The sequence below is a fragment of the Agrobacterium tumefaciens str. B6 genome, from assembly GCF_001541315.1.
Classification (GTDB): Bacteria; Pseudomonadota; Alphaproteobacteria; order Rhizobiales; family Rhizobiaceae; genus Agrobacterium; species Agrobacterium radiobacter.
Genome location: NZ_LMVK01000023.1, coordinates 471,982 through 493,401, shown reverse-complemented (window position 1 = coordinate 493,401; position 21,420 = coordinate 471,982). Strand labels below are relative to the sequence as shown.

Here is a 21,420-nt window from a genome sequence, read left to right as displayed (position 1 = left end):
CTTTACCCATGCCCCCACAACCAAATGGGGTATGACAATGTCAGACAAGACCATTCCAGTCGCATCGCTCGGTTTCCCGAGGATCGGCCGTCATCGCGAATTGAAGTTCGCGCTTGAAGGCTTCTGGTCCGGAAAGATTTCCGAAACGGAACTTCTCGAAACCGCCGCCAGGCTGCGCGCCGAAAACTGGGTGCTTCAGCAGGAGAAGGGGATTAGCCACATCCCCTCCAATGATTTTTCCCTCTACGATCATGTCCTCGATACGGCCGTGATGGTGGGCGCCGTTCCATCCCTCTATGGATGGGCGGGTGGAGATGTTTCCCTCTCGACCTATTTCGCCATGGCGCGCGGCAGCCAGAGCGAGGGGCATGCAGGCTGCGGCCATGTGCATGAAGGGCATTCGCATCATGGTCATGGCGTTCCGGCGCTGGAAATGACCAAATGGTTCGACACCAACTATCATTACATGGTGCCGGAGGTCTCCGAGGATCAGCATTTCGAACTGACCTCGCAAAAGCCGGTGGACCACTTCCTTGAGGCGAAGGCGCTCGGCATCCATACGCGTCCGGTCATTCTCGGTCCGGTCACCTTCCTGAAGCTTGCCAAGGCGCGTGAAGCTGCTTTCAAGCCGCTTGATCTGCTGGCGAGGCTGCTGCCTGTCTATGAAGAGCTGCTGCGCCGCCTGCACGCGGCAGGCGCAGACTGGGTGCAGATCGACGAGCCGGTCGCCGTGCTGGACCTTTCCGAGGGGGAGCGTCATGCGCTGGTTGTGGCCTATCAGGCTTTGTCCAGGGCCGCGCCGGATCTGAAGATCCTGCTCGCCACCTATTTCGGTGGGCTTGAGGACAATCTCGAAACCGTCACCGCGCTGCCGGTTGCCGGCCTTCATGTCGATCTGCTGCGAGCACCCACTGCGTTGGAGGCGGTGTTGAAGGCGCTGCCGGAAAATCGCGTTCTGTCGCTGGGCGTCATCGATGGCCGTAACATCTGGCGTGCTGATCTCGCCGCAATCGTCACCCGATTGGAACCCATCATCGCGTCACGCGGTGCGGCGGCGTTTCAGATTGCGCCGTCCTGCTCGCTGCTGCATGTTCCGGTCGATTTGGAACTGGAAACCGGCCTCGATGCCGATCTGAAAAGCTGGCTTTCCTTTGCCAGCCAGAAGCTCGACGAGATTGCCACGCTTGGCAAGGCTCTCGGTGAGGGCAAGGCCGCTGTAACCCCGGAACTGGAGGCTGCCTCGAAGGCGGTTGCCGCACGCCCATCCTCGCCTAAGGTAACGGATGCCGCCGTGCAAAAGCGTATCGCGACGATCGGCGATGCCGACAGGAAGCGGCTAAGCCCGTTTGCCGAGCGCCAGAAGCTGCAGTCGCAAGCCATTGCGCTGCCGCTTTTCCCGACGACCACCATCGGCTCCTTCCCGCAGACGCCGGAGGTGCGCAAGGCCCGATCAGCGCATTCGAAGGGCGCCCTGAGCGATGCGCAGTATGAAACATTCCTGCAGAAAGAAACGGAAGCGGCCATCCGCTGGCAGGAGGATATCGGTCTCGATGTGCTTGTTCACGGCGAGTTCGAGCGCAATGACATGGTGCAATATTTTGGCGAGCAGCTGTCCGGCTTCGCCTTTACCCAGCATGCGTGGGTGCAGAGTTACGGCTCGCGTTACGTGCGTCCGCCCATCATCTTCGGTGATGTGTCGCGTCCGAAGCCGATGACGGTCCGCTGGTGGGAATATTCCCAATCGCTCACCGACAAACCCGTCAAGGGCATGCTGACCGGACCGGTGACGATCCTTAACTGGTCCTTTGTCCGCGATGATATCGCCAGAAGCCTGACATGCCGGCAGATCGCGCTCGCCATCCGCGACGAGGTCAACGATCTCGAGGCGGCCGGGGCACAGATGATCCAGATCGATGAGGCAGCTCTTCGCGAAGGCCTGCCGCTTCGGCACCGGGACTGGCAGGATTATCTCGGCTGGGCGGTGGAATGCTTCCGCATTTGCTCCAGCGGCGTGGACGACCGCACACAGGTGCACACACATATGTGCTATTCCGAATTCAACCAGATTATCGATGCCATTGCGGCGATGGATGCCGACGTGATCTCCATCGAGACCTCGCGGTCAAAGATGGAGTTGCTGGATGCGTTTCGGACTTACAAATATCCGAACCAGATCGGTCCCGGCGTCTACGACATCCACTCGCCGCGTGTGCCTGATGTCGGAGAAATGGTCGATCTTCTGGCGCTGGCGCGGGAGCGGCTTGACGACCGGCAGCTCTGGATCAACCCGGATTGCGGCCTGAAGACCCGCAAGTGGGAAGAGGTCAGGCCGGCACTCGTCAACATGGTTGCCGCTGCCATCGAGCTTCGCCGCGCGGTGCCTTGATATGAAGTGAGGCCCGGTAAAACCGGGCCTCACTCATGGCTTGCGCCAATAAAATGTGGAGGAAGATATGCAAATGACTCTCCGGCTGGATGGAGCCAGCCGGACAGGCAAGAATGTTCCCAAGCTTTCACGACTGGAGGCCGGCGCGGAAACGCTCACTCCCGCGGGTTCATGCCGTTGCGAAAGCGTTCAATGCAGGTCGGCCTGTGCCAGGGCGCTGACATTGATTTCTGTGCTTACCGACGGCAGACCCTGCTGATTGATGTCCTGGGCCAGCGACAGCAATGCCATTTCCAGAAAATAGGTCGACATGCCCAGTTCCAGAGCCTTCGAGCGCTGGCAAAGATAGGAAACCATCCGCCCGAGCGCGAGAATCTCGTCTGCATTGTCCTGTTCAAGTATAGCTGTGGTAGACGCCACCATGATTCCCTCTCGACAGTCGACAGTATGAAAACGCTTTGATGTTGCGTTGTTCATTTCGACCATATCGAGCGTCACGCGAGCGTCACACCTGCGTCAATTGTCGTTTTTGTCTGCCGGCGCGCTGGCATTTTCCGCCGCTTCAGTCGCCGCGAGCGATGTCACGAGGGCGACGATGCTTCTGCGCACGGCGGCGCTCTTGATGCGCGAAAAGGCCTGGTTGAGCGAAAAACCTTCGTTCGAAGCCACGAAGGTCTGCATGGCATTGATCGTGCCAAGGGCCGGATTGGCCGGGTCGCCATCGGGCGTGGCATTGGCAAACAGGGAACTGACATCCACGCCGAGGATCGACGCAATGGCCTGCAGACGGGACGCGCCGACGCGGTTGGCGCCCTTCTCATATTTCTGTACCTGCTGGAAGGTGATGCCCAATCGCCCGGCCAGCGCACTCTGACTCATGCCGAGCGACTTGCGGCGCATTCTGATCTGTGCGCCGACATGGACGTCGATCGGGCTGGGTAGTTTGGCCTGCATTACAAATTCCTCCGGTTGAGGTTCTTAAATCCGATGATTATCAATTAATATTGTTGAAGGTATACATTCAACACAATTTCCACGGGTATTATGAAGCTTTATTGACAAAATAGCACGGTTTTTTGTTCATAATCGCGTGTCCGGGCCGCGATTTATTATTTTTGTCGCGCAACGCAACGCACCGTTGCGGCTTGAAAGATGGCTCCATCCGGCCACACCGATGGCCTGAAAGCCGAATCTGTCCCAAATTTTCCGATTCATCGCGTCGAATTCCTCAAGCGCTTCCCTATCGCCGAAATGCGGAATCCCGACGAATGGCCGTTTCTGACCGGAACGTGTGACATTTTCAAGAAGGACATTGTTGTAAAGCCTGGGCAGGCATTTGTTGGTATCGATGGCCGGTGAAACCGGGATGGGATTTCGTTCAATCGCAAAGCCTTGCCGCACAAGCGAAAGGGCCGAGGCGTCCAGCTTTCGTTTCAGATCGGTTGCGGCGCGGGCATTGCATCCGCCATGCGCGACGGGATCGGCAACGAGCAATAACGGCCGGCCCCCGCTTCTCAGACCGGTGACGGAAACGAACTGGTCAACGTGGAAGCCGCATTGGTGCATTCTTTCGCCGGCAATCTCCGCTCCGCAAATTGGAGTCGCGGAAGGAGTCAGAGATGCCGGGATAGTGCCGAGATCCTCCGGCCGATACCCGAAACTGAACACGCTTCGGTCGTCGAGAGCCTCAACCTTTCGCCATCGTTGCGACGGGATGGCCGCATTTCTTCCGATCCCACTGTCATCCTGCAGGCTAGAATGGCCCACCAGCCGAAAATCCGGGCCGACGAGCTGATTGCCCCCCGCCAAGGCGACATCGGAATACCTAGTTGCCGCTCCCAGATGCTCGGCCAGACTGACCCCGACGGCCTTTTCCGCCGCCAAAACAAACTCCGCACTGGCATATCCGTCGCGATCATTTCTCCGCACATGGAGCATATCCTGCAGCCATGGATGCGAAACGCTGTCGTTTCCGGCAAGGGGTATCAACTCGGTGGGGCAGTGGGTTGGCAGGCCGTCGAGCCAGCTTTGTGCGGGCGCAACACAGGCGCGATCGACCACGATAGCGGCAGCGATATCCGCAGGCAGGGCTGAAAGCAGGTTTCCGATGGGAATGAGCGGAGAAACGGTGTCAGCGGGTCCGTTGTCCGCAAAAAAGGCGGCAGGCAATGCGAACGCGATCGTGCGGATCAGCCCACCGCAATCGGGCACCAAAGGCAGTGCCGTGGACTGGACGGCGTTCAAGACGTCTTGTCCCCTGCCGTCTGCCGTGCAGTCAATTGCTGGAAAAACATCGTGTTCTGCAGTTTCCATGATGGCGGCGGGAATGGCAGCGTCTCGCCCGAGAGCACCGCCAGAAGCCTCGTCGCATCGTTTCTCTTGACGGAAACCGCATTGGCCGCGAGCAAATCTGCCGTCACAGAGCCGAGGCCGGCTTCGGCAGCGATGGAGCGCCATGTCCTGCGGGTAAAATGCAGGTTGCTGGCGGCACGCGCGAGCGCGTCATATTGCTCCGGGGTGAGCGCTTCACGGCAGGCCGCAAGCGTCGCTTCGGCGTCGACCAGCGCGACTGTCAGCGGGCGGTAGGCGAGTTCGCCGGGTGCATGGCTCACCGCCACATCGGCATCGGAAAAACGTTGCCCGTTCCGGTAGGCCTCGAAAATCTCACCGATGCCGATCATACCGAAGGAAGCGCATTCCGCCGCCCGGAGCGCACCCATGCTGGCGGCGCCGAAAACGCTGACGCCGCTGGACAGCGCATAGAGGATTTCCTTGTGCCAGACGGCGGCGCAATCGCCGTAAAGCCCGTCGATCAGCCCGATTGCCCCGATGCCTTGCCGGACCGCATCGAAAATATCGCCGCAAGCCGCGGGACCGCGAAGATCGAGGCCGGACATATGTTCGCCGGCGATGCCGTGGATGGACGGGCCTGCAAAAACCACCGGCTTCATCCGAGGCCTCCGACAGTCAGCAAGTGATCGAGGGTGCGCTGCGAGATGTGCTGGAGCCCGCCGCCGGCCGGGGCAAGGCCACTTGCCAGAACCCGCACCACATGCAGGCCGGCTACGTCCGTTTCCAAAGGAAAGACATAGATATCCTCGATGCCGCCGGCGAAAAGGTGCGTCGCAAGCTGGCGCCATGGCGGCGAAGACACGGCACTATCTGCAAAATCGAGATTGACCGGCACCCTTTCCACCGGCGGTGCGCCGGAGGCCGAAGGCCCGGCCGCAACCATATCCCGCTGGTAGCGGAGAGGGGAAAGATCGTCCCTCGCGCCGCTGATATCGGTCAATCGCGACTGGATCGCCTCCAGCAGCGCAGCAATCGCAGCGCCATGCATATCAAGCCGGCAGGCCGCGCCCGCGGCGCTGCGGGTGGTCGGCCCGTCCTTAGCCTGAAGAGAGCGGGACAGGCTCGCCATCACCACCGGCACGCCAAGCCCATTCGTCATGTCGAAGAAGGACGGCAGCAGCCCGATATCCGACAGGCGTTGAACAAGACCGTCAAGGGAAGGATCGACGCCCGCCGGAATGAGGATCGGTTGAGGTGCGATGGCGCGTGTTTCGAAAGTGTCGACGAGGAAGCAGGCGTCATTTTCAATGAGTTCGAGCAGGGCATGGAGAACCGCATGGTCATGGTCGAATCCGGCCGCGAGCCCTTGGGAACTCATGCGCAAGGCTCGCCGGTCCCATGGGAAATCCACGCGGAAATCCATGCCGACGAGTTCATAAGGGGCAAAAACCTCCCGCTGGTGGCGAATGGATGTTCCCTTTACCCAGGCGCGTTCTTTTTGCGGATGGAGAGTGTCCGGATCGACCCGGCCGACGGTTTCGAAAGGAACCAGGGGAACGCCTTTGTCCCGCATCTCCTGAATGGAGCCGAAAATGGCGATATGTTTGCGGGTGTCTTCGGCAACCGCGCCTTCGATTGCCTCCATGATCGCCGATAGCCGGGCCTGTTCCGCGACAAGCCCCTTGCCCTGCGATACCGACAGCCCGCGTGAATTGGGCCGGGTGGCGAACCAGACGGGAATGCCGATGATGTCGAGGCCGGTGACATCGCCGACACGGGTAATCCCGAACCGCCGAAGCAGTCCGGGATCGAAGAATGAAGCGTCTGCCTGCCTTGAAGCCGCGGTCGCTGACATGGGAGCATCGGCGCCGGTCAAGGCTGCGCGACCGCGATCAGGGTGCCGCGTTGCCGTCGTCGGCAAGGATGGCGTCGAACAGCTCGCCGGTGACGGAGCCGGCCGGGCCGACAGCCTTGAGGGCGGCTTCGATCGGCGCCTGTACCATGCGGTTGAAATCCCAGCCGGCGTCGCTCACTTCGCCGATAAAGGCGAAATCGGCTTCGGAAACCACGGCGCCACCGGCGACGAGGGCTTCGATGCCCTGAATCTGAACCTGGTCCAGTTCCGCTTCAGGCTGGCCGTTCTGACGAACGAGCATGGACTTTGCGGCCGCTGCCACGCGGGCATAACCATCCACGCCGGGATGGTTGGCTTCATAGGCGGCAATCGTCTCATGCGACACGGACGCAACCCGCAGCGGCGCCGTGCGAATGAAGAGAACGCCGAAACCCTTTTTTCCGACAATGAAGAAATGCGAGGACATAATATCTCCTATTTGATCCCAGCTAATCGAAGTGCGTGATAGAATTTTTCATTCGCTACCGGGTCCCGGTCTGGAGACAGGCTGCTGATCTCCCTCGCCGTCATACCCGGATAGTTTTCCTTAAGCCTGCTGCCGGTTTCGCGGGCGGCGACCAAATCGCCATGCAAAGCGTGGCTTGCGGTCAGAACGCGCAGCGCCGGCTCGTCATTTTCCATCCGCCCGCACAGTTCCACCGCCGTGCCGTAATCCTCGCGCTTGAACGCGATGCTGGCGCCGGCCCACCAGTAGATGTCGGGCGCAAGCGGATTGAGGTCGATGGCCTGCTGAAATTTCTCCCAGGCGATTTCCGCATCTCCGAAATGGGCGAGCGCATCGGCATGCTGAAGCAGGAGGTCGGCGGAGTTAGGCGCCAGCGCCTCCGCCTCGAAGAATTTTTCGGCGGAGATGTCGAAATCCCGCTGGTAGAGCGCCACCACTGCGCACATCCAGTGGCCGACACCAAGAGCGGGGTCGATCTCGACGGAGGAATCCGCTTCCGCCTTGGCGCGATGCAGGAGATGGGGATCATTGCCGCCAAGCATCAGCCATTCCAGCTGCAGGCTCTGCGCCACACGGGCGCGGGCACCCGCCAGGCTATGGTCGAGATCGACCGCCTTGCGGAACATCGAGCGGGCTCTTCGAAGAAGCGGCAGGTCGCATTTGCCGCGCAGAAGCTGCTGGCCCTCCAGCAATTGCCGATAGGCCTCGCCGCTATGGTTGCGGTCGGGTTCCACCTGAAGCCGCTCGATTTCGCGGGCAAGTGCTGCGGCCACCTGTTTGGACAGCAGCCGGAAGGCGGCGTGGATATGCCGCTCGGTCAGGACTGCCTCCAGCGACCAGACGATTTCACCGCTTGCATCCTCGATCAAGGCAACCGACATGCGGGTTTCGTCGAACACGGTCGAAATGATACGGTAATCCGCCCGCAGCATGGCGTAGCTGTCATCGGCCCGCTGATGCGCCAGTGCAAAGGTGCTGTGCGGCGAAAGGACGGTGAAGGTCCGGTATCGGACAAGGCTGTTGGCGACATCCTCGACGAAGGCCTGCATGACCGGCGAGACCGGTTGCCCGTCAACCCTTGCCGGGCGAACGAATGCGACGCGGGGTTTAGTCTGGGATTTTCGGCGGTTGCCCTCTTCCGGCTCGGCGGCGACCGTTATCGTGGCGGTCAGACTTTGTATTCTCCGCCTCAGCGCCACGGTTTCCGCTTCCGGGGAACGCCCCTCCTGGCGGAGCTGCTCCATCAGAAGCTGGTGCATGCCCTCGCAGGCGCTGATGTTTCCGATCCGCGCATAGGCCGCCATGGCGGCGCGGTAGGTTTCTTCGCGCTCCGGCTCGATCTTGCAGGCGCATTCGGCAAGCCTGGCGATATCGTTCGAACTGGCGCGACCAAAACGCGTCAATTCTTCCAGAAGCTGGGTGTAGCTGGAAAAGAACAGGTCCCTGAGACGACGGCGCTCGGAAAGCAGCCAGAGATAAAGATGATCCTGTCCGGCCTCCAACCCCTCCAGCAACTCGCCGCCGAATTCAAGCAGCGCATTGAGCCGCCGCATCGGGTCTTCGGCCCTTGCGCCGGCAAGGAAGATGGCAAGGTCGGTTCGCTGCGCCAGCTTGCCGGCCTTAAGATCGTTTCCTTCGGTCAGAAGGATCGCCTCATCCTCGTTGGGAAGCTTCTGCAGGCGCAGGATCAGCTGCCGCAGATTGCCGAGAGCCCTTTTCTGCTCGACATTTTCCCACAGCAGCGATGCGGCATGCTGGCGGGAAAGGGACTGGTTCGGCGCAAGGATAAGGGCGGCAGTGAGGGCGAAGCCCTTGGACGGAAAAAATGCCTCCCGCACCGCATCACAGCGCGGGGTGCCAAAAAGCCGGATCGGTATCAGTTCAGCGTTCCCAGCCACTTTCGTCCCCTCATGAATCATCATCTAACAACGTGCCCGGGAAATTGAAAGTCATCATAGCATTCCATTTGACGCTGGTGTGACGCGGCCTGCCTATTGTCGCAGACAGAAGCATGAATGACGGGTGGAAAACAGCGGACATGCGGCAGGCAGGCATCGGGATTTTTCGAAAGTGATAGCGTTTAACGGAAGCTACATGGCCTTCGAGCCGCGCATCGAACCTTATCAGCGTGCCGACGATGTCGGATATGCGGTCAGTGAATTCATGTGGTTCAAGGGCCGTCCGTTCTATCCGGTCTCGGCGCTGGTCCATGCGAAGGTCGCGCATGCCAGGCTGTCGGCGAAGAAAGGCGATGAGGAGGACGAGGATAATCTCGATATCCTCTTTCGTATGCCGTTGGTGGCGGGCGGGCATTTTTTCGAGATCGTGCTGCGGTCGAATGAAGGAACGTCCTACGGCGGCTGGGTGTGGGGAGAAGAGCTGGAAATCCTGAATGAATTCGTCAACGGCTATCGCGTTCTGGCGGGGAAGTTCGACGACAGGTTCATCCGGTTCGAATACTCAAAGCGGTTTCAGCGTTATCGGACGATCGAGCCGCTGCCGGTGGAAAAATCCGTCTTCCTGATCCAGCGGGAGACAAAGCCCTATGCGGGCGGGCGTGGTCTGCCGGGAGCCCTGGTGCCCTGATCGCGGGGACGTCTTTGGGGCGTGAAGGCGTGGACTGCACAGATTGCGGCATGCCCGGTAAAGCGCGGCTTTATCGGAGGTCGTCAGGGAATATTTTTATTTTTATTGTGTGGAAAATTATGATGCTCAATAGAGGTAAAGTGCGTAACAGGGGGATGTCACCGCAACTTGCGGCGGTGAATTGCGCTTCCAGCGACGATACGCTTTCCGATGCGGAGAGCGTTGATGACGAGTCGTGCCCGCCTCTGCGCAATGACAGGCTTTATGTTGTCAGCGAACCGATTTCCCGGACATTGCCCTCACCCGCCCTCGGAGATGATCAAGCGCGGGAGGAGACGCCGGCCAGGACCGAGATCCGCAACAGGGTCGTCGATTCCGATATCAGGGCGGCAAAATGGGCCTGGGCGATATTGGCGATCGCGCATTGCTGGCTGATTTATTTCATGGTGCACAATCTCGGGGGGTGAAACATCCGTCGCCACCCTTTGCACGCCCTCAGTCCGTTTCGCCAATACTGTGCAGGATCATTGCCGCCGCGCCGAAGGCCACGGGGTCCGTTGCGACGACCCCGGGCAGCAGGATTTGTGGCTGGATGACCTTAGCGCCGCTGAACGGGTCCGAAACCTCATAATCCAGCCACGTCGCCAGTTTTTCGCGCACCATCCTCGGCAACGTGCCGCCGACATAGATGGCGTCGGGCGCCAATACGGCGCTGACGGCGAAGCCAAGGCGGGCAACCTGTGGCCCGGCCCGGTCCAGCCACGCGTCAAGCACGGCGGCGTTGCGGGACAGGTAGTCCGTCCAGATGTCAGGAGCCCGTCCGGAGGGTTTTTCGCCGACATGCTCGAGGCACCAGGCCGCCAAATCTTCGAAAGAGGGCCGTGAGTTTCCGCGACCACGCAGGGCGCCGATCTCGCCGGCATTGCCGAGAAAACCGCGATAAAGTTCGTTCCTGATGATGATGCCGCCGCCGATACCTTCGGATAGGTAGAGATAGGCGAAATTTTCGTGCCCCGCCGTATTGCCGAGCGTGAGTTCGCCCATGGCCGCCGCATTGGCGTCGTTTTCGATAATCACCGGGCAGCGCAGCGCCTCGCGCAGCATGGTGGAAAGGTCGGAACCCGCCCAGGAAATGACCTCGTCAGCAAGATCGAGCGACATCGCCTCGTTGCGAAAGCGGGTCGGCATGGCAATCGCCGCACCGATCAGGTCGTTGCGGCTAATCGCGTTTTTTGAAAGCAGCTCTTCGGATCCTTCCTCAAGTGCCCGCTGGACATCGGAAAACGCGTCATAGGAACGGCGCATCTGCAATTCGCCAACGATCTCCCCGCCGAAATTCAGCAGCGTCAGCATCACCGAATAACGATTGGCATGGGCGCCGAGGGCATAACCGACGGTTTTCTTGAGCATGAGGTCGATATGGGGAGCGCCGCGGCCTTCCTGCCGGCGCGCGCCTTCCTCGATAAGACCGCGTTCCAGCAGGTTGCGAGTCATCATGCTCACGGCCGCCGGTGTGACGTTGCAATATTCCGCAAGTTCGACCCGCGATGCCGAGCCCTTGCGCCTGATGTAACCCAGAAGTGCGCCCTGTGTCGCGCCGATACCCGCAAATCCGCCGTTTCGTTTCTCAGCCAAAGTTCTGCTCTCCCAGCTTTAGTGCCGGAAATGTCATAAAGCTGTAAATTAAGCAACTTAATTAAATAATCAGTTTCAACGGGAATGCACCTCATGTTTAAATCTCTTTCCCTGGCGGCCACGGTCGCCATCGGCGCACTTTTGCCGGCCATTGCCTTTGCCGAAGACATCAACGTCAAACTCTGGACGCTCGCCGACAAGAACGCGCCCGCCCGCGTCACCAACATTGAAGCGGCGGCCGGCATCATGAACGCGCAGTTCAAGGCCGCCGGCGTCGACAAGCGCATCGTCGTCGACACGAACAATAGCAGCGTGCAGGGCTGGGACGGTTTCGCTCTCGATACGCTGAAGGCATTTTCGGTGGGGCAGGGGCCGGATATCTACATTCTGCCGCATGAATGGATTGGCCAGTTCGCGCAGGACGGTTATGCCATGCCGATGGAAGACAGGATCGCCGCCGCCCCGTGGGTCTATGGCGATATTCTTCCGGTCCTCTGGAATTCGGCCAAGGGCACCGACGGCAAGATTTACGGTATTCCACAGGACGCGGAAATCCGCATGTTCTTCTACAATAAGGACATGCTGCGCAAGATCGGCAAGGACGAGGCCTTTATCGAAAGCCTGCCGGCCAAGGTCGATGCCGGTGAATTCACGCTCGATGATCTGACCGCGCTGTCGAAGGAAGTGGTCGACGGCAAGGCCGCTCAATATGGCATGCTGCATCGCCCGAATGTCGGTATCGACTATCTGATGGTGTTTCAGTCCTATGGCGTGAAGTTCATGGACGAAAAGACCGGCAAGCTTGTCTTCCCCAAGGCGGAAATGGTGAAGGCGCTCGGCTGGTATGAGCGCAACGCCAAGCAGGGCGTCACGCCGGTCGACAATACCGCCATGAGCTGGGAAGCCATCCAGACCGCCTTCAAACAGGAAAAGGCCTTCATCTTCCATCAGGGCGTGTGGGCCGTTGCCTGGCAGGTTGGTGACAAGAACGGCGCAACCTGGCCGACCGATCGCGAAGGATATTTCAACAAGATCGGCTGGATTTCCGCACCGGCAGCCGAAAAGGGCGGCAAACCGGCCAACCTGTCGCATCCGTTGCTCTATACCGTCAACCCGAAGAGCGCCAATGCCGATATTGCCGCCGATCTCGTGGCGCTGGCGACCTTGCCCTATTTCAACAACGAGCACGCCGTCACTTCCTATCACACGGCCATCAGCAACGCGCAGACGGCCATGCCGAAATACCGCGACAACTGGGTTCTTTCCGCCGCTTCGCCGATGATGAAGGACGCACAGTTCGTGCCTAATCACACCAAGTTCGGCAGCTACAACAAGGTGCTGTTCAGCGGCCTGCAGGCGGTCGAGACCGGCAAGATGACGGCCGAACAGGCAGTCGATTTCATCGCCGACGAACTCGAACTGCAATTCGGCGCGGATATCGAAATCCGCGAAGCCGCAAGCAACTGAGTTTTGTCCGACACCACGCCGCCCGGTTACGCCGGGCGGCTTTCCCGTGTTCCCACCGGTATATCCCAATGTCTCAGTTCCAGCTCAGGGCGCGTCGTCTGGCCCGGCCGATTTTTTATCTGGCGCCGGCTCTTGCCCTGCTCGGCGTCTTTTTCCTGGCGCCGATCGTCGTCAATCTGGTGATCGCCTTTACCGATATGGGCGCGAATCTGAAGGTCGGCAAATTCACGGTCGAGAATTTCCAGCGCATGGTGCAGCGTGATGTACGCTTGCCGGTCGTGCTTTTGACGACATTCATCTATGTCGGCGCAACGCTGTTTCTCTTCAATATCGGCCTCGGTGCACTTCTGGCGGTCACGACGACGGCGATACCCGACAGGCTGGGCAATTTCTTCCGCGGCCTGTGGCTGCTGCCGCGCATGAGCCCGGCCGTGCTTTACGGCGTGCTCTGGATATGGATTGCCGATCCGACCTCCTCCGGCCTGCTCAACCAGTTCCTCGGTATGCTCGGCGCACCGGCTCTCAACCTGCGCAACGACTTTCCGCTGTTTCTGGTGGTGGTGGCGAACGGCGTCGTCGGCGCATCCTTCGCCATGGTCATCCTGACATCGTCGATCCGCTCGATACCCTCGCATCTCGCCAATGCGGCGCGCGTCGATGGCGCCAGCGAATGGGGCGTGCTCCGCCACGTTATCGCACCGGCGCTTTCGGCTCCGATCCGTTTCATCACGCTCTATCAGGCGCTGTCGCTGATGACGACCTATGAATATATCCTGCTGATCACCGGCGGTGGCCCTGTCTACGACAGCACCACCTATGCGCTTTATATCTACCGGCGCGCCTTCGAAAACGGTGCTTACGCCTATGGCGCGGCGCTGGCGCTCGGCCTGATGGTCATCGGCGTCGCCGTGACCCTCGTTCAATGGCGCGTCAGCAACATGCGCGCGACCTTTGCCCCCGCCAAAATCGAGGTGCTGTGATGACGCTCGTTCAAAGCCACGCTCGGCGCGCCTCCGATCTGAAACCGGACTGGGCGCATCTTGAAAGACGCAGCCGCGCCCATCGTGTCGGCTTCCTTCCCGTCATCCTCGTGTTTCTCACGGTCGTCTCCGTCCCGGTTCTCCTGCCCTATCTCTGGCTGCTGGTGAAATCGCTGACCAGTTCCGACGACAATCTCAGCCGGCTGGTGCTGTGGCGCAGCGGCGCGATTGCCGCGCTGGCCTATTTCGGGGCGATTGCGATCGCGCTGTTTTCAGCACGCCTGCGTAACCCCGCACTGCTCTGGCTCGCGCTCGGCGTCGTGGTGGCGGCGCTGGTCTTCGTGCTTGTGCTGCCGCATCTGACCATCGAGAATTACAGCTTCCTGTGGAGCCGTGACATCGAGAAAACCGGTAATACCCGCATTGCGCTGATGCCGTCCGTCTGGACAGCCATGCGAAGCTCGCTGCTGTTTGCCGCTTCCCAGACCCTGATCGTTGCGCTGGTCGCCACGCCGGCCGCCTATGCGCTGTCGCGCTTTGCCTTTGCCGGACGTGAAAACATCCTGCGCGGACTTCTGCTGCTGCATGCATTTCCCGCACTGGCGCTGACTGTCGCGATCTTCGTGCAGCTGCATTATATGGGCCTTCTCAACAATCTCTTCGGTGTCGTGCTGGTCATGAGCGCGCTGGAATTGCCCTTTGCGATCTTCGTTCTCAAGGGCTTCTTCGACAATGTCCCCTGGGACATCGAGATGAGTGCCGTCACCGATGGCGCGACCCGTTTCCAGGCCTTTCGCATGGTGGTTCTGCCGCAGGTCAGAAGCGGGCTGATAGCTGTCGCCACCTTCACCTTTCTGCGTGGCTGGGAAGAATATGTCTTTGTCCAGACCCTGCTCATCGAAAAAAGCCAGATGACGATGAGCCTCTACCTCTTCTTCGTGGCACAGGACAGCGTGGGCGTGAATTACGGCATGATCGCCGCTGTCGGCATCATCTATCTGCTGCCTGTGCTGATCATTTACATCTTCACCCAGAAATACATCACCCAGATGAGTTTCGGCGGGATCAAAGGATAATCGCCATGGCCAGGATCACCCTCGACAAAGTCACCAAAAGCTGGGGTGACACCCGGGTTCTGCAACCCATGACGCTGACGATCGAAGACGGCGAATTCGTCGCCGTTCTCGGCCCGTCGGGATGCGGAAAATCGACCACGCTTTTCCTGCTCGCCGGGCTTTACGCGCCGACCGGCGGAGAGATCGCCTTCGACGGCCACAACGTCAACCGCATCGATGCGCGCGACCGCAATGTCGGCATCGTCTTCCAGTCCTATGCGCTTTATCCCAATCTGACGGTGCGGCAGAACATCGCCTTTCCGCTGCGTTTCAAGGATGTGCCGCGCGAGGAGGCGGCGCGGCGGGTGGAGGAGGCGGCAAGCCTCGTGCAGATCAGCGCTTTGCTGGACCGGCGGCCCTCGCAGCTTTCCGGCGGTCAGCAGCAGCGTGTGGCGCTGGCTAGAGCGTTGGTCAAGGAGCCGAATATCCTGCTTCTGGACGAGCCGCTCTCCAATCTCGATGCAACCCTGCGCATCACCATGCGGGCCGAGCTGAAAAACCTGCAGAAGCGGCTGAAGATCACCACTCTGATCGTCACCCATGACCAGATCGAGGCGATCACCATGGCAGACAGGATCATCTGCATGAACAATGGCACGATTGCCCAGATCGGTACGCCTGACGATCTTTATCGCCGGCCCAACAACCTGTTCGTCGCCGGGTTCATCGGCACGCCGCCGATGAACCTCTTGAAGGGGCAGGCGCAGGGCGAGCAGCTGTGGATCGGCGATGCCCGGCTCGACATCAATGCCCGTTGCGACGGTGAGATCACTTTCGGGCTGCGCCCCGAGGATATCACCCTTACCGAGCCAGCCGAAGCGTGGCTTGAAGGGGCGGTCGCCACCGTCGAGCCGATGGGGCGCGAGGTTTTCTACAGCATCGACACACCCGCAGGTGTCATCCATGCGCTGGAATATGGCGAGACGATAAGGCATGCGCCCGGTGAGCGGGTTGGCATCAGCTGCAAATCCGGTCTGACCCTTGTTTTTGACGCAGCCGGCAACCGCATTGCCGGACTGCACGCCGATCTTTCCCACAATTCGACCACGCCGGCGCGTCAGCCGGAACCCGTAAACTGACAGGACATTCCATGCCCAAAATTGTCTCCCATCGCGGCGCCAACCGTTTCGCGCCCGAAAACACCTTTGCCGCCGCCGATCTCGCTCTAGAGCAGGGTGCGGATTATATCGAGCTTGATGTGCGCGAGAGTGCGGATGGCATACTGTATGTCTTTCACGACGAAACGCTTGACCGCACGACCGACGGTACCGGGCCTATCGGCCATGCCCTGTCGAGCGAGATCGATGCGCTGGATGCGGGCAGCTGGTTCGGGGAAAACTTCAAGGGCGCTGTGGTGCCGCGTCTTGATGCCTATCTTCGCCATTTGCGCGGCCGCTGCGGCGTTTATGTCGAGCTGAAATATTGCGATCCCGTCAAGGTCGCCGCCCTGGTGCGCGATCTCGGCATGTTGCGCGATACTTTCTTTTTCTCCTTTTCCGAGGAAATGCGCCGCGGTCTGCAGGCCATCGCACCCGAATTCCGCAAGATGATGACGCTCGACATTGCGAAGTCGCCTTCGCTGACGACGGCCGTGCACCATGCCTCGATCATAGAGATCACGCCGGCACAGATGCGGCGGCCCGGTCTTGTCGCGGCATGCCGCAAGGCCGGTCTCGAAATCATGGTCTATTACGGCGGTGATGACATCGACCTTCATAAAGAGATCGCATTGGCCGGGGTAGACTACGTCAACATCGACCGCCCGGACCTGTTCGATACGGTGCGCCGTACCGCGCGGCTCCCTGAATTCGCATAACCTTCCTTCCCCTTGGAGATCATGACATGAGCAATCTTATAGGTACCGGCTTCAACGCCGGCTCGGACGATGGCGAACTGGCCACCCTTGAAAGCGATCTTCGCGCGCTTGCCGAAATTGGCTGCGACACCGTGGAAATCGCCGCAACAAGCCTCGATATGATCGCTGGCGGCCGGATCATCGAGGAGCGCGCCGACCGTTTCGTGTCGCTCGCAAAGCAGTTCGACTTCCGCTACACCGTGCACGGTCTCGTCTCTTCGAATTTCATGGACCCGGTGACATGCCGTTACCAGATCGATGCGGCCAAGGCGCTTGCCGTTCTCTGTGACCGTATCGGCGCAGGCATCCTCGTCCAGCACAGCGGCGCCCTGCGTGCCGACCAGATCGCCGAACGGGCCGATGCCGACAGCCGCGAGCGGGAAGCGCTTTTCGAACTGGCGGAGTTCTGCAGGCCCTATGGCGTGCGTATCGCCCTTGAGAATATCTTCTCCACCGAGCCCGGCCAATACCGCCAGACGCCGGCCGAAGTGGCTGCGACCGTGAAGGCTGTCGGTCACGACAATGTCGTGGCGCTGATCGACTTCAGCCATGCCTATCTCGAATCCACCTATCGTGGCCTCGATTTCCGCGATGAGCTTCGCGCCATGGCGCCGGTTGCCGGCCATCTGCATGTGCACGATTCCTTCGGCCGCCCGCAGGGCTTTTATCAGCCTTATTTTGCCCAGGAAAACACGGCGCTTGGCATCGGCGATCTGCACATGCCGCTCGGCTGGGGCGACATTGACTGGCAGGACATCTTCTCGGAACTTTCCTTCCTGCCTAATACCGTGCTGATGATGGAAATCGGCCGCCGCTATCGCGCCGAGCAGCCGGCAAGCCTCGAAACGGCGCGGCATCTGATGTCGCTTAATGCCGCCCGCACCCAACTCGCAGCCGAGTGATGGCCTAAACAAGGTGTAATTCGACAGGCTGATGTTTGAAACACCGGCAGTCCCGATGCGACTGCCGGTGTTTGGGTTTACGCTGCCCAGTCGGAGAGCGAATAGGCCCTGATATAATCGATCATCATCTGCGAGCCGTCGCTGAAATCAGCATCCGATGGTGTTCCCGCGGTTCCACCGACGGCAAGGTTGACGACCATATACATGGGGTCATGCATATCATCAGGCGTCTCCGTCTGTGCCACGGCGACATCGTCGAAATACCAGGTTATGTGTTCGGCATCCCACAAAACGCCATAAGTGTGAAACCCTTCCGTGCTCGGCACGCTGACATTGTTGATGACCGATGTCTGTTCACCGGTGGCGTTGGAATGGGCGGACATGATGAGCGTATTGGGATTCTGGCCGCGCATTTCGATGACATCGAGTTCCGGCGGCCAGGAGCCGTCTTCGGGCAGGAGCCAGAAGGCAGGCCAGGCGCCCCGGTCGGTCGGCATATCGGCGCGAATTTCGAAATATCCATAGGTCTGGCTGAAGGAGGAATAGGTGTTCAGCATGCCGGAGGTATAATCGTAACCCTCGACTTCATCGGCAATCGATTGCGCGGTTTTCTCGGCGGATATCGTCAGGACGCCGTTTGCAACGCTGAACGGATTGACCTCCGACGTGCCGGCATAAGAGGGGTTGATGTACCATTGCGCCTCACCATTCGTCGTCAGCGAGCTTCCCTTTTCGGGTGCCCACCAATATTTGGCGTCCCAGGTGCCCTGATTGCCACTGCGCAGGGACAGCGCGTCGAATTCATCGGCAAAGGTCTGGGTGAGAGAGGATCGATCGAGGCTGAGCTCGAACTGGTCGGCCTGAAGGTCGTCTATGGTTTTTCCTGCAAGAACGATGGCCTCGCCATTTGAAAAATTGAGCCACAGGTCGCTGCCCTGCTGCGTGGCGTTGCCGGCCAGCTGATCGAAGGATGTGATACCGTAACCATTCAGCCGGATCGTGTCATTGGCGCTGAAATCAATGATGAGATCTGTACCGTTGCCGCTCGTAAAAACGAAAGTGTCGGCCCCGCCGCCACCGATCAGTACGTCGTTGCCGGACCCGCCATCGATCGTCTGGCTGCCCGATCCGCCGGTGATGATATTGTCGAGTGAATTGCCGAAGGCATAACGACCGTCACCCGTTACCCTGAGATTCTCGAAATTGTCGGGCAAGGTGTAACTCATCCAAGTATCGATGGTGTCAATGCCCTCCCCGGCATTTTCGACGGCGCGATTGATACCGGAATAGAGATAATAGATATCGTCGCCGGTGCCGCCCGCCATGGTCACGTTGACGGAGCTATCACCCCACATGGAATCATTGCCGGCAGTGCCGGCGAGCCGCGGGCCGGAGCCCGTGGCGGAGAAAAATCCGGTGGAACTGCCGCTGTAATAGAGTGTGTCTCCAAGCGCATTCACTACTGTCCGGGCCATGAACCGTCTCCTGTCCGTTAGCGTTGGTGTCCTCACTCCTCCTGCTGCACACCCTAACAGGGCAAAAAGCCTCCTGTTAGGCCGAAATATAAGGGGTATGTTCCCCTGCGGTTGCATTCAGCTGTTGAACGGGCGCGTTGTCATCGGCCGGTTCCGCCTGTTATATGTCGGGTTTTGAACCATCGGCGCGCTCTTGCTGTACCCCTACGGGTGATGGCAAGATCGGGGCGGATTGCAGATGTCCGCGCGGCATCTGAGGAATGGAGTATCAGGATTGAGCGTAGCCTTTACCAAGGAAGACAGCGCGGAAACCGCAGCCGAAACCGTTCTGCCGGATCGAGTAATCTCGCCTCATCCCAATCTGGTAACGCAGTCCGGGCTCAAGGCGCTGGAAGAGCAGTTGCGACTGGCGCGCGAAGCCTGTGAGACGGCCAATGCCATTGAAGACATCAATGAAAGACGGCGCATTTCCGCCAACCCGCTACGGGATCTGCGATATTTCTCCGAGCGGGTTCTCACCGCCCAACTGATGCCTGATCCGCCAGCGGATGGCGTCGTCGCCTTCGGCAGTCTGGTGACGTTCAGCCGCGATGACGGACGAACGCAACGGTTTCGAATCGTCGGCGAAGATGAGGCCGACCCGGCTGCCGGAACGATGTCCTATGTCTCCCCGGTTGCAAGGGTGCTGATGGGAAAAATGGCTGGTGATCTGGTCAGTTTGGCCGGCAGGGAGATCGAAATCATCGAAGTCGCCTGACGCCCGGGCCGGACTGGGTAAAATGGGCCCTCAAAAATAAGGGCCTTCTTGTTGCTATCTGCCGTCAGACAATAAGGGGCTGAGGCCCGGATTACCGATAACGATTCCTTCTTCTCGGTGGCGAGCGTCATCTGCTGTTCCCAGCATCCGCATCACTGTGGTCTTCAGGAAGAGCCTGAAGTCCAGATCTATGGCGGCGTAGGCGAGGGCAAGCCCCACATGGGCCATGAAGACGGGATTGAAATTCAGCTCTTCGAACTGATAGCCGATAATGATCCCGATCGCCGAATAGACGAAAAAGCCGATCTTGCGTTTTCGGAAAATTGCATAAAACAGCGCAAAGGCGCTCATCATGCAAAATCCCAGGCCGGAAGCGTAGGCGGTGGCCATAAAGCCGTTATGGGGCGTGCCGATCTTTGCGATACGCGCAAGCTCTTCGTATCGAGCTGTAAATCCGATGCCCAAAGGATGCAGGAACATGACCTGAAAACCGCCGGTGATCGTCTCCCACCGCTCATGCAAGTTGTTGCTGCTATTGCTGTCCTCGAGAAAACGTTTCGAAAATACCTCCCCCGCGAAGTCGAAAGCGCCGAGCGGCAGAACGGCGGCGATGACAAGGGCGCATAAAGCAAAGCCGAAATACGTGCTGAGCAGCATTTTGACCGAAAAATTCCGGACGTAAAAATAAAGTCCGATGGCGAGCACGGCAAACACACCCGAGCGGTTGAGCGTGAGCGTAAAGCTTGCCAGGTATATGAGCAGAAACACCGCAAACAGCGCGGGCCGTCTTTGGCGTTCGGCGAGATAGGCAGCGGCTGCTCCGGCCAGTGCGAAGGCTGGTCCAGCGGTGTTTCCCACAGGCCAGATGCCGCCTGCCTTTTCGACGCGCAAAAGCAGCGGCGTTATTTCACCTTTTGCCGCGAGTTCCAGGACGCCCGCTTCATCGAACATGAAGGACAATCCGAGGGAGGCAAGCTGGTCATGAATGACGATGTCAAGGAAAAGCAGGATAGTCACGGCTATGAAGCCCGCGAACATGCCCCAGCAGAACAGTTCGAGAAGGTTCTCCTTGAACAGCATGTAGGCAAAGAAGAGAAAATAGACCGCATAAAAATAGGTCATCGCCGTCGTATAAAATTCGCCATCGCCACGCGCGTCGGCAAACAGCGCCGTGAGTGCAAACAGGACCGTTAGCGGCAGGAGGTAAAACAGGACGATCGACGGTGTCAGGCAGCGAATGTAAAGCAGCGCAATGACGGGCAGCGTCATCAGCACCAGCATGTCGGTAATGTTGAGGAAACGCAGGCCGATATTGCTGGTCACCACGTTGCACTGAATGAAGAAACCGATGGAAAAAACGAATATCGCGAGAAAGATGCCGGGAATATTGATCGTTTTTGAGGGATAAAGCGGCATTGCCAAAACGAAACCCGGTAGGGCGGGCAGGCGCGATGCCGCATGATTTTTTCGTTTTTTCATTCGCGGCCTTTATCTTTTGTAGGCGGATTTCGACGGTCCCTTAGAGGGGGGTGTTACCGCGCGGCAATAAATATAATATGGCGACCATTAGTGGGCTCGATGACGTCGCCACGCAAGATAATTTTATCCGT

At 59.3% G+C, this 21,420-nt stretch carries 20 protein-coding genes; 10 read left to right on the top strand and 10 right to left on the bottom strand.

Features of this window, described 5'->3' with window-relative positions; all coding sequences use genetic code 11:
• Positions 1–37 precede the first annotated feature (37 nt).
• Entirely contained in the window at positions 38–2,386 is a 2,349-nt protein-coding gene (gene metE, locus ASB65_RS18330) for a 5-methyltetrahydropteroyltriglutamate--homocysteine S-methyltransferase (RefSeq protein WP_060724993.1), read from the top strand.
• Between the two features lie 189 nt (positions 2,387–2,575).
• On the opposite strand, the gene ASB65_RS18325 is transcribed toward metE, so the two are convergent.
• From ASB65_RS18325 to ASB65_RS18295, 7 genes are all read right to left on the bottom strand, one after another.
• Positions 2,576–2,809 (bottom strand): hypothetical protein, encoded by a 234-nt coding sequence (locus tag ASB65_RS18325; RefSeq protein WP_003509570.1) that lies wholly within the window; start codon positions 2,807–2,809, stop codon positions 2,576–2,578.
• 93 nt (positions 2,810–2,902) lie between these two features.
• Positions 2,903–3,340 (bottom strand): helix-turn-helix domain-containing protein, encoded by a 438-nt coding sequence (locus ASB65_RS18320; protein ID WP_003509569.1) that lies wholly within the window; start codon positions 3,338–3,340, stop codon positions 2,903–2,905.
• A gap of 126 nt (positions 3,341–3,466) precedes the next feature.
• Positions 3,467–4,630: a hypothetical protein gene (locus tag ASB65_RS18315; RefSeq protein ID WP_060724940.1), complete on the bottom strand. Its 1,164-nt coding sequence runs from the start codon at positions 4,628–4,630 to the stop codon at positions 3,467–3,469.
• Positions 4,627–5,337, bottom strand: a complete 711-nt coding sequence (locus ASB65_RS18310) for a TfuA-like protein (RefSeq protein WP_060724939.1) — start codon at positions 5,335–5,337, stop codon at positions 4,627–4,629. Before ASB65_RS18310 ends, ASB65_RS18315 begins: the two co-directional genes overlap by 4 nt.
• A complete protein-coding gene (locus tag ASB65_RS18305) occupies positions 5,334–6,533 on the bottom strand; it encodes a YcaO-like family protein (protein WP_060724992.1) in 1,200 nt (399 codons plus the stop codon). The genes ASB65_RS18310 and ASB65_RS18305 overlap by 4 nt, the downstream gene beginning before the upstream one ends.
• A 37-nt stretch (positions 6,534–6,570) precedes the next feature.
• Positions 6,571–6,999, bottom strand: coding sequence for a hypothetical protein (locus ASB65_RS18300; protein WP_060724938.1), 429 nt, complete (start codon positions 6,997–6,999; stop codon positions 6,571–6,573).
• Positions 7,000–7,007: 8 nt separating this feature from the next.
• Positions 7,008–8,960 carry a BTAD domain-containing putative transcriptional regulator gene (locus ASB65_RS18295; protein ID WP_060724937.1) on the bottom strand — a complete coding sequence of 651 codons (1,953 nt, stop codon included), beginning with the start codon at positions 8,958–8,960 and terminating at the stop codon, positions 7,008–7,010.
• Between the two features lie 172 nt (positions 8,961–9,132).
• Here ASB65_RS18295 and ASB65_RS18290 point away from each other — a divergent pair, with 172 nt between their 5' ends.
• Together ASB65_RS18290 and ASB65_RS18285 are read left to right on the top strand one after the other, a co-directional pair.
• Entirely contained in the window at positions 9,133–9,624 is a 492-nt protein-coding gene (locus ASB65_RS18290) for a hypothetical protein (RefSeq protein ID WP_003509559.1), read from the top strand.
• 50 nt (positions 9,625–9,674) lie between these two features.
• Positions 9,675–10,091: a hypothetical protein gene (locus ASB65_RS18285; protein WP_223567331.1), complete on the top strand. Its 417-nt coding sequence runs from the start codon at positions 9,675–9,677 to the stop codon at positions 10,089–10,091.
• A 28-nt stretch (positions 10,092–10,119) separates the two neighbouring features.
• Here ASB65_RS18285 and ASB65_RS18280 read toward each other — a convergent pair whose 3' ends face one another.
• The gene (locus ASB65_RS18280; RefSeq protein WP_060724936.1) at positions 10,120–11,259 is read right to left on the bottom strand and encodes an ROK family transcriptional regulator; all 1,140 of its coding nucleotides are present in this window, start codon (positions 11,257–11,259) and stop codon (positions 10,120–10,122) included.
• A gap of 93 nt (positions 11,260–11,352) precedes the next feature.
• Between ASB65_RS18280 and ASB65_RS18275 the strand changes: the two genes are divergently transcribed.
• The 6 genes from ASB65_RS18275 (at position 11,353) to ASB65_RS18250 (ending at position 17,578) form a co-directional block, all read left to right on the top strand.
• The gene (locus ASB65_RS18275) at positions 11,353–12,726 is read left to right on the top strand and encodes an ABC transporter substrate-binding protein (protein WP_060724935.1); all 1,374 of its coding nucleotides are present in this window, start codon (positions 11,353–11,355) and stop codon (positions 12,724–12,726) included.
• A gap of 68 nt (positions 12,727–12,794) precedes the next feature.
• Positions 12,795–13,706: a carbohydrate ABC transporter permease gene (locus tag ASB65_RS18270; RefSeq protein WP_060724934.1), complete on the top strand. Its 912-nt coding sequence runs from the start codon at positions 12,795–12,797 to the stop codon at positions 13,704–13,706.
• Positions 13,706–14,782: a carbohydrate ABC transporter permease gene (locus ASB65_RS18265; RefSeq protein WP_003509549.1), complete on the top strand. Its 1,077-nt coding sequence runs from the start codon at positions 13,706–13,708 to the stop codon at positions 14,780–14,782. Before ASB65_RS18270 ends, ASB65_RS18265 begins: the two co-directional genes overlap by 1 nt.
• A gap of 5 nt (positions 14,783–14,787) precedes the next feature.
• Entirely contained in the window at positions 14,788–15,900 is a 1,113-nt protein-coding gene (locus ASB65_RS18260; protein ID WP_060724933.1) for an ABC transporter ATP-binding protein, read from the top strand.
• 11 nt (positions 15,901–15,911) lie between these two features.
• Positions 15,912–16,637: a glycerophosphodiester phosphodiesterase gene (gene ugpQ, locus ASB65_RS18255; RefSeq protein WP_060724932.1), complete on the top strand. Its 726-nt coding sequence runs from the start codon at positions 15,912–15,914 to the stop codon at positions 16,635–16,637.
• Positions 16,638–16,663: 26 nt separating this feature from the next.
• On the top strand, positions 16,664–17,578 hold the full coding sequence (locus ASB65_RS18250; RefSeq protein WP_060724931.1) for a TIM barrel protein: 915 nt from the start codon (positions 16,664–16,666) through the stop codon (positions 17,576–17,578).
• Positions 17,579–17,655: 77 nt separating this feature from the next.
• On the opposite strand, the gene ASB65_RS18245 is transcribed toward ASB65_RS18250, so the two are convergent.
• A complete protein-coding gene (locus tag ASB65_RS18245; protein ID WP_060724930.1) occupies positions 17,656–19,053 on the bottom strand; it encodes a family 16 glycosylhydrolase in 1,398 nt (465 codons plus the stop codon).
• Positions 19,054–19,327: 274 nt separating this feature from the next.
• Here ASB65_RS18245 and greA point away from each other — a divergent pair, with 274 nt between their 5' ends.
• Complete coding sequence (gene greA, locus ASB65_RS18240) at positions 19,328–19,810, top strand: transcription elongation factor GreA (RefSeq protein ID WP_060724929.1); 483 nt, start codon at positions 19,328–19,330, stop codon at positions 19,808–19,810.
• A gap of 54 nt (positions 19,811–19,864) precedes the next feature.
• Here the strand turns inward: greA and ASB65_RS28560 are convergent, their stop codons facing one another.
• Entirely contained in the window at positions 19,865–21,289 is a 1,425-nt protein-coding gene (locus tag ASB65_RS28560; protein ID WP_060724928.1) for a hypothetical protein, read from the bottom strand.
• Positions 21,290–21,420: the final 131 nt, after the last annotated feature.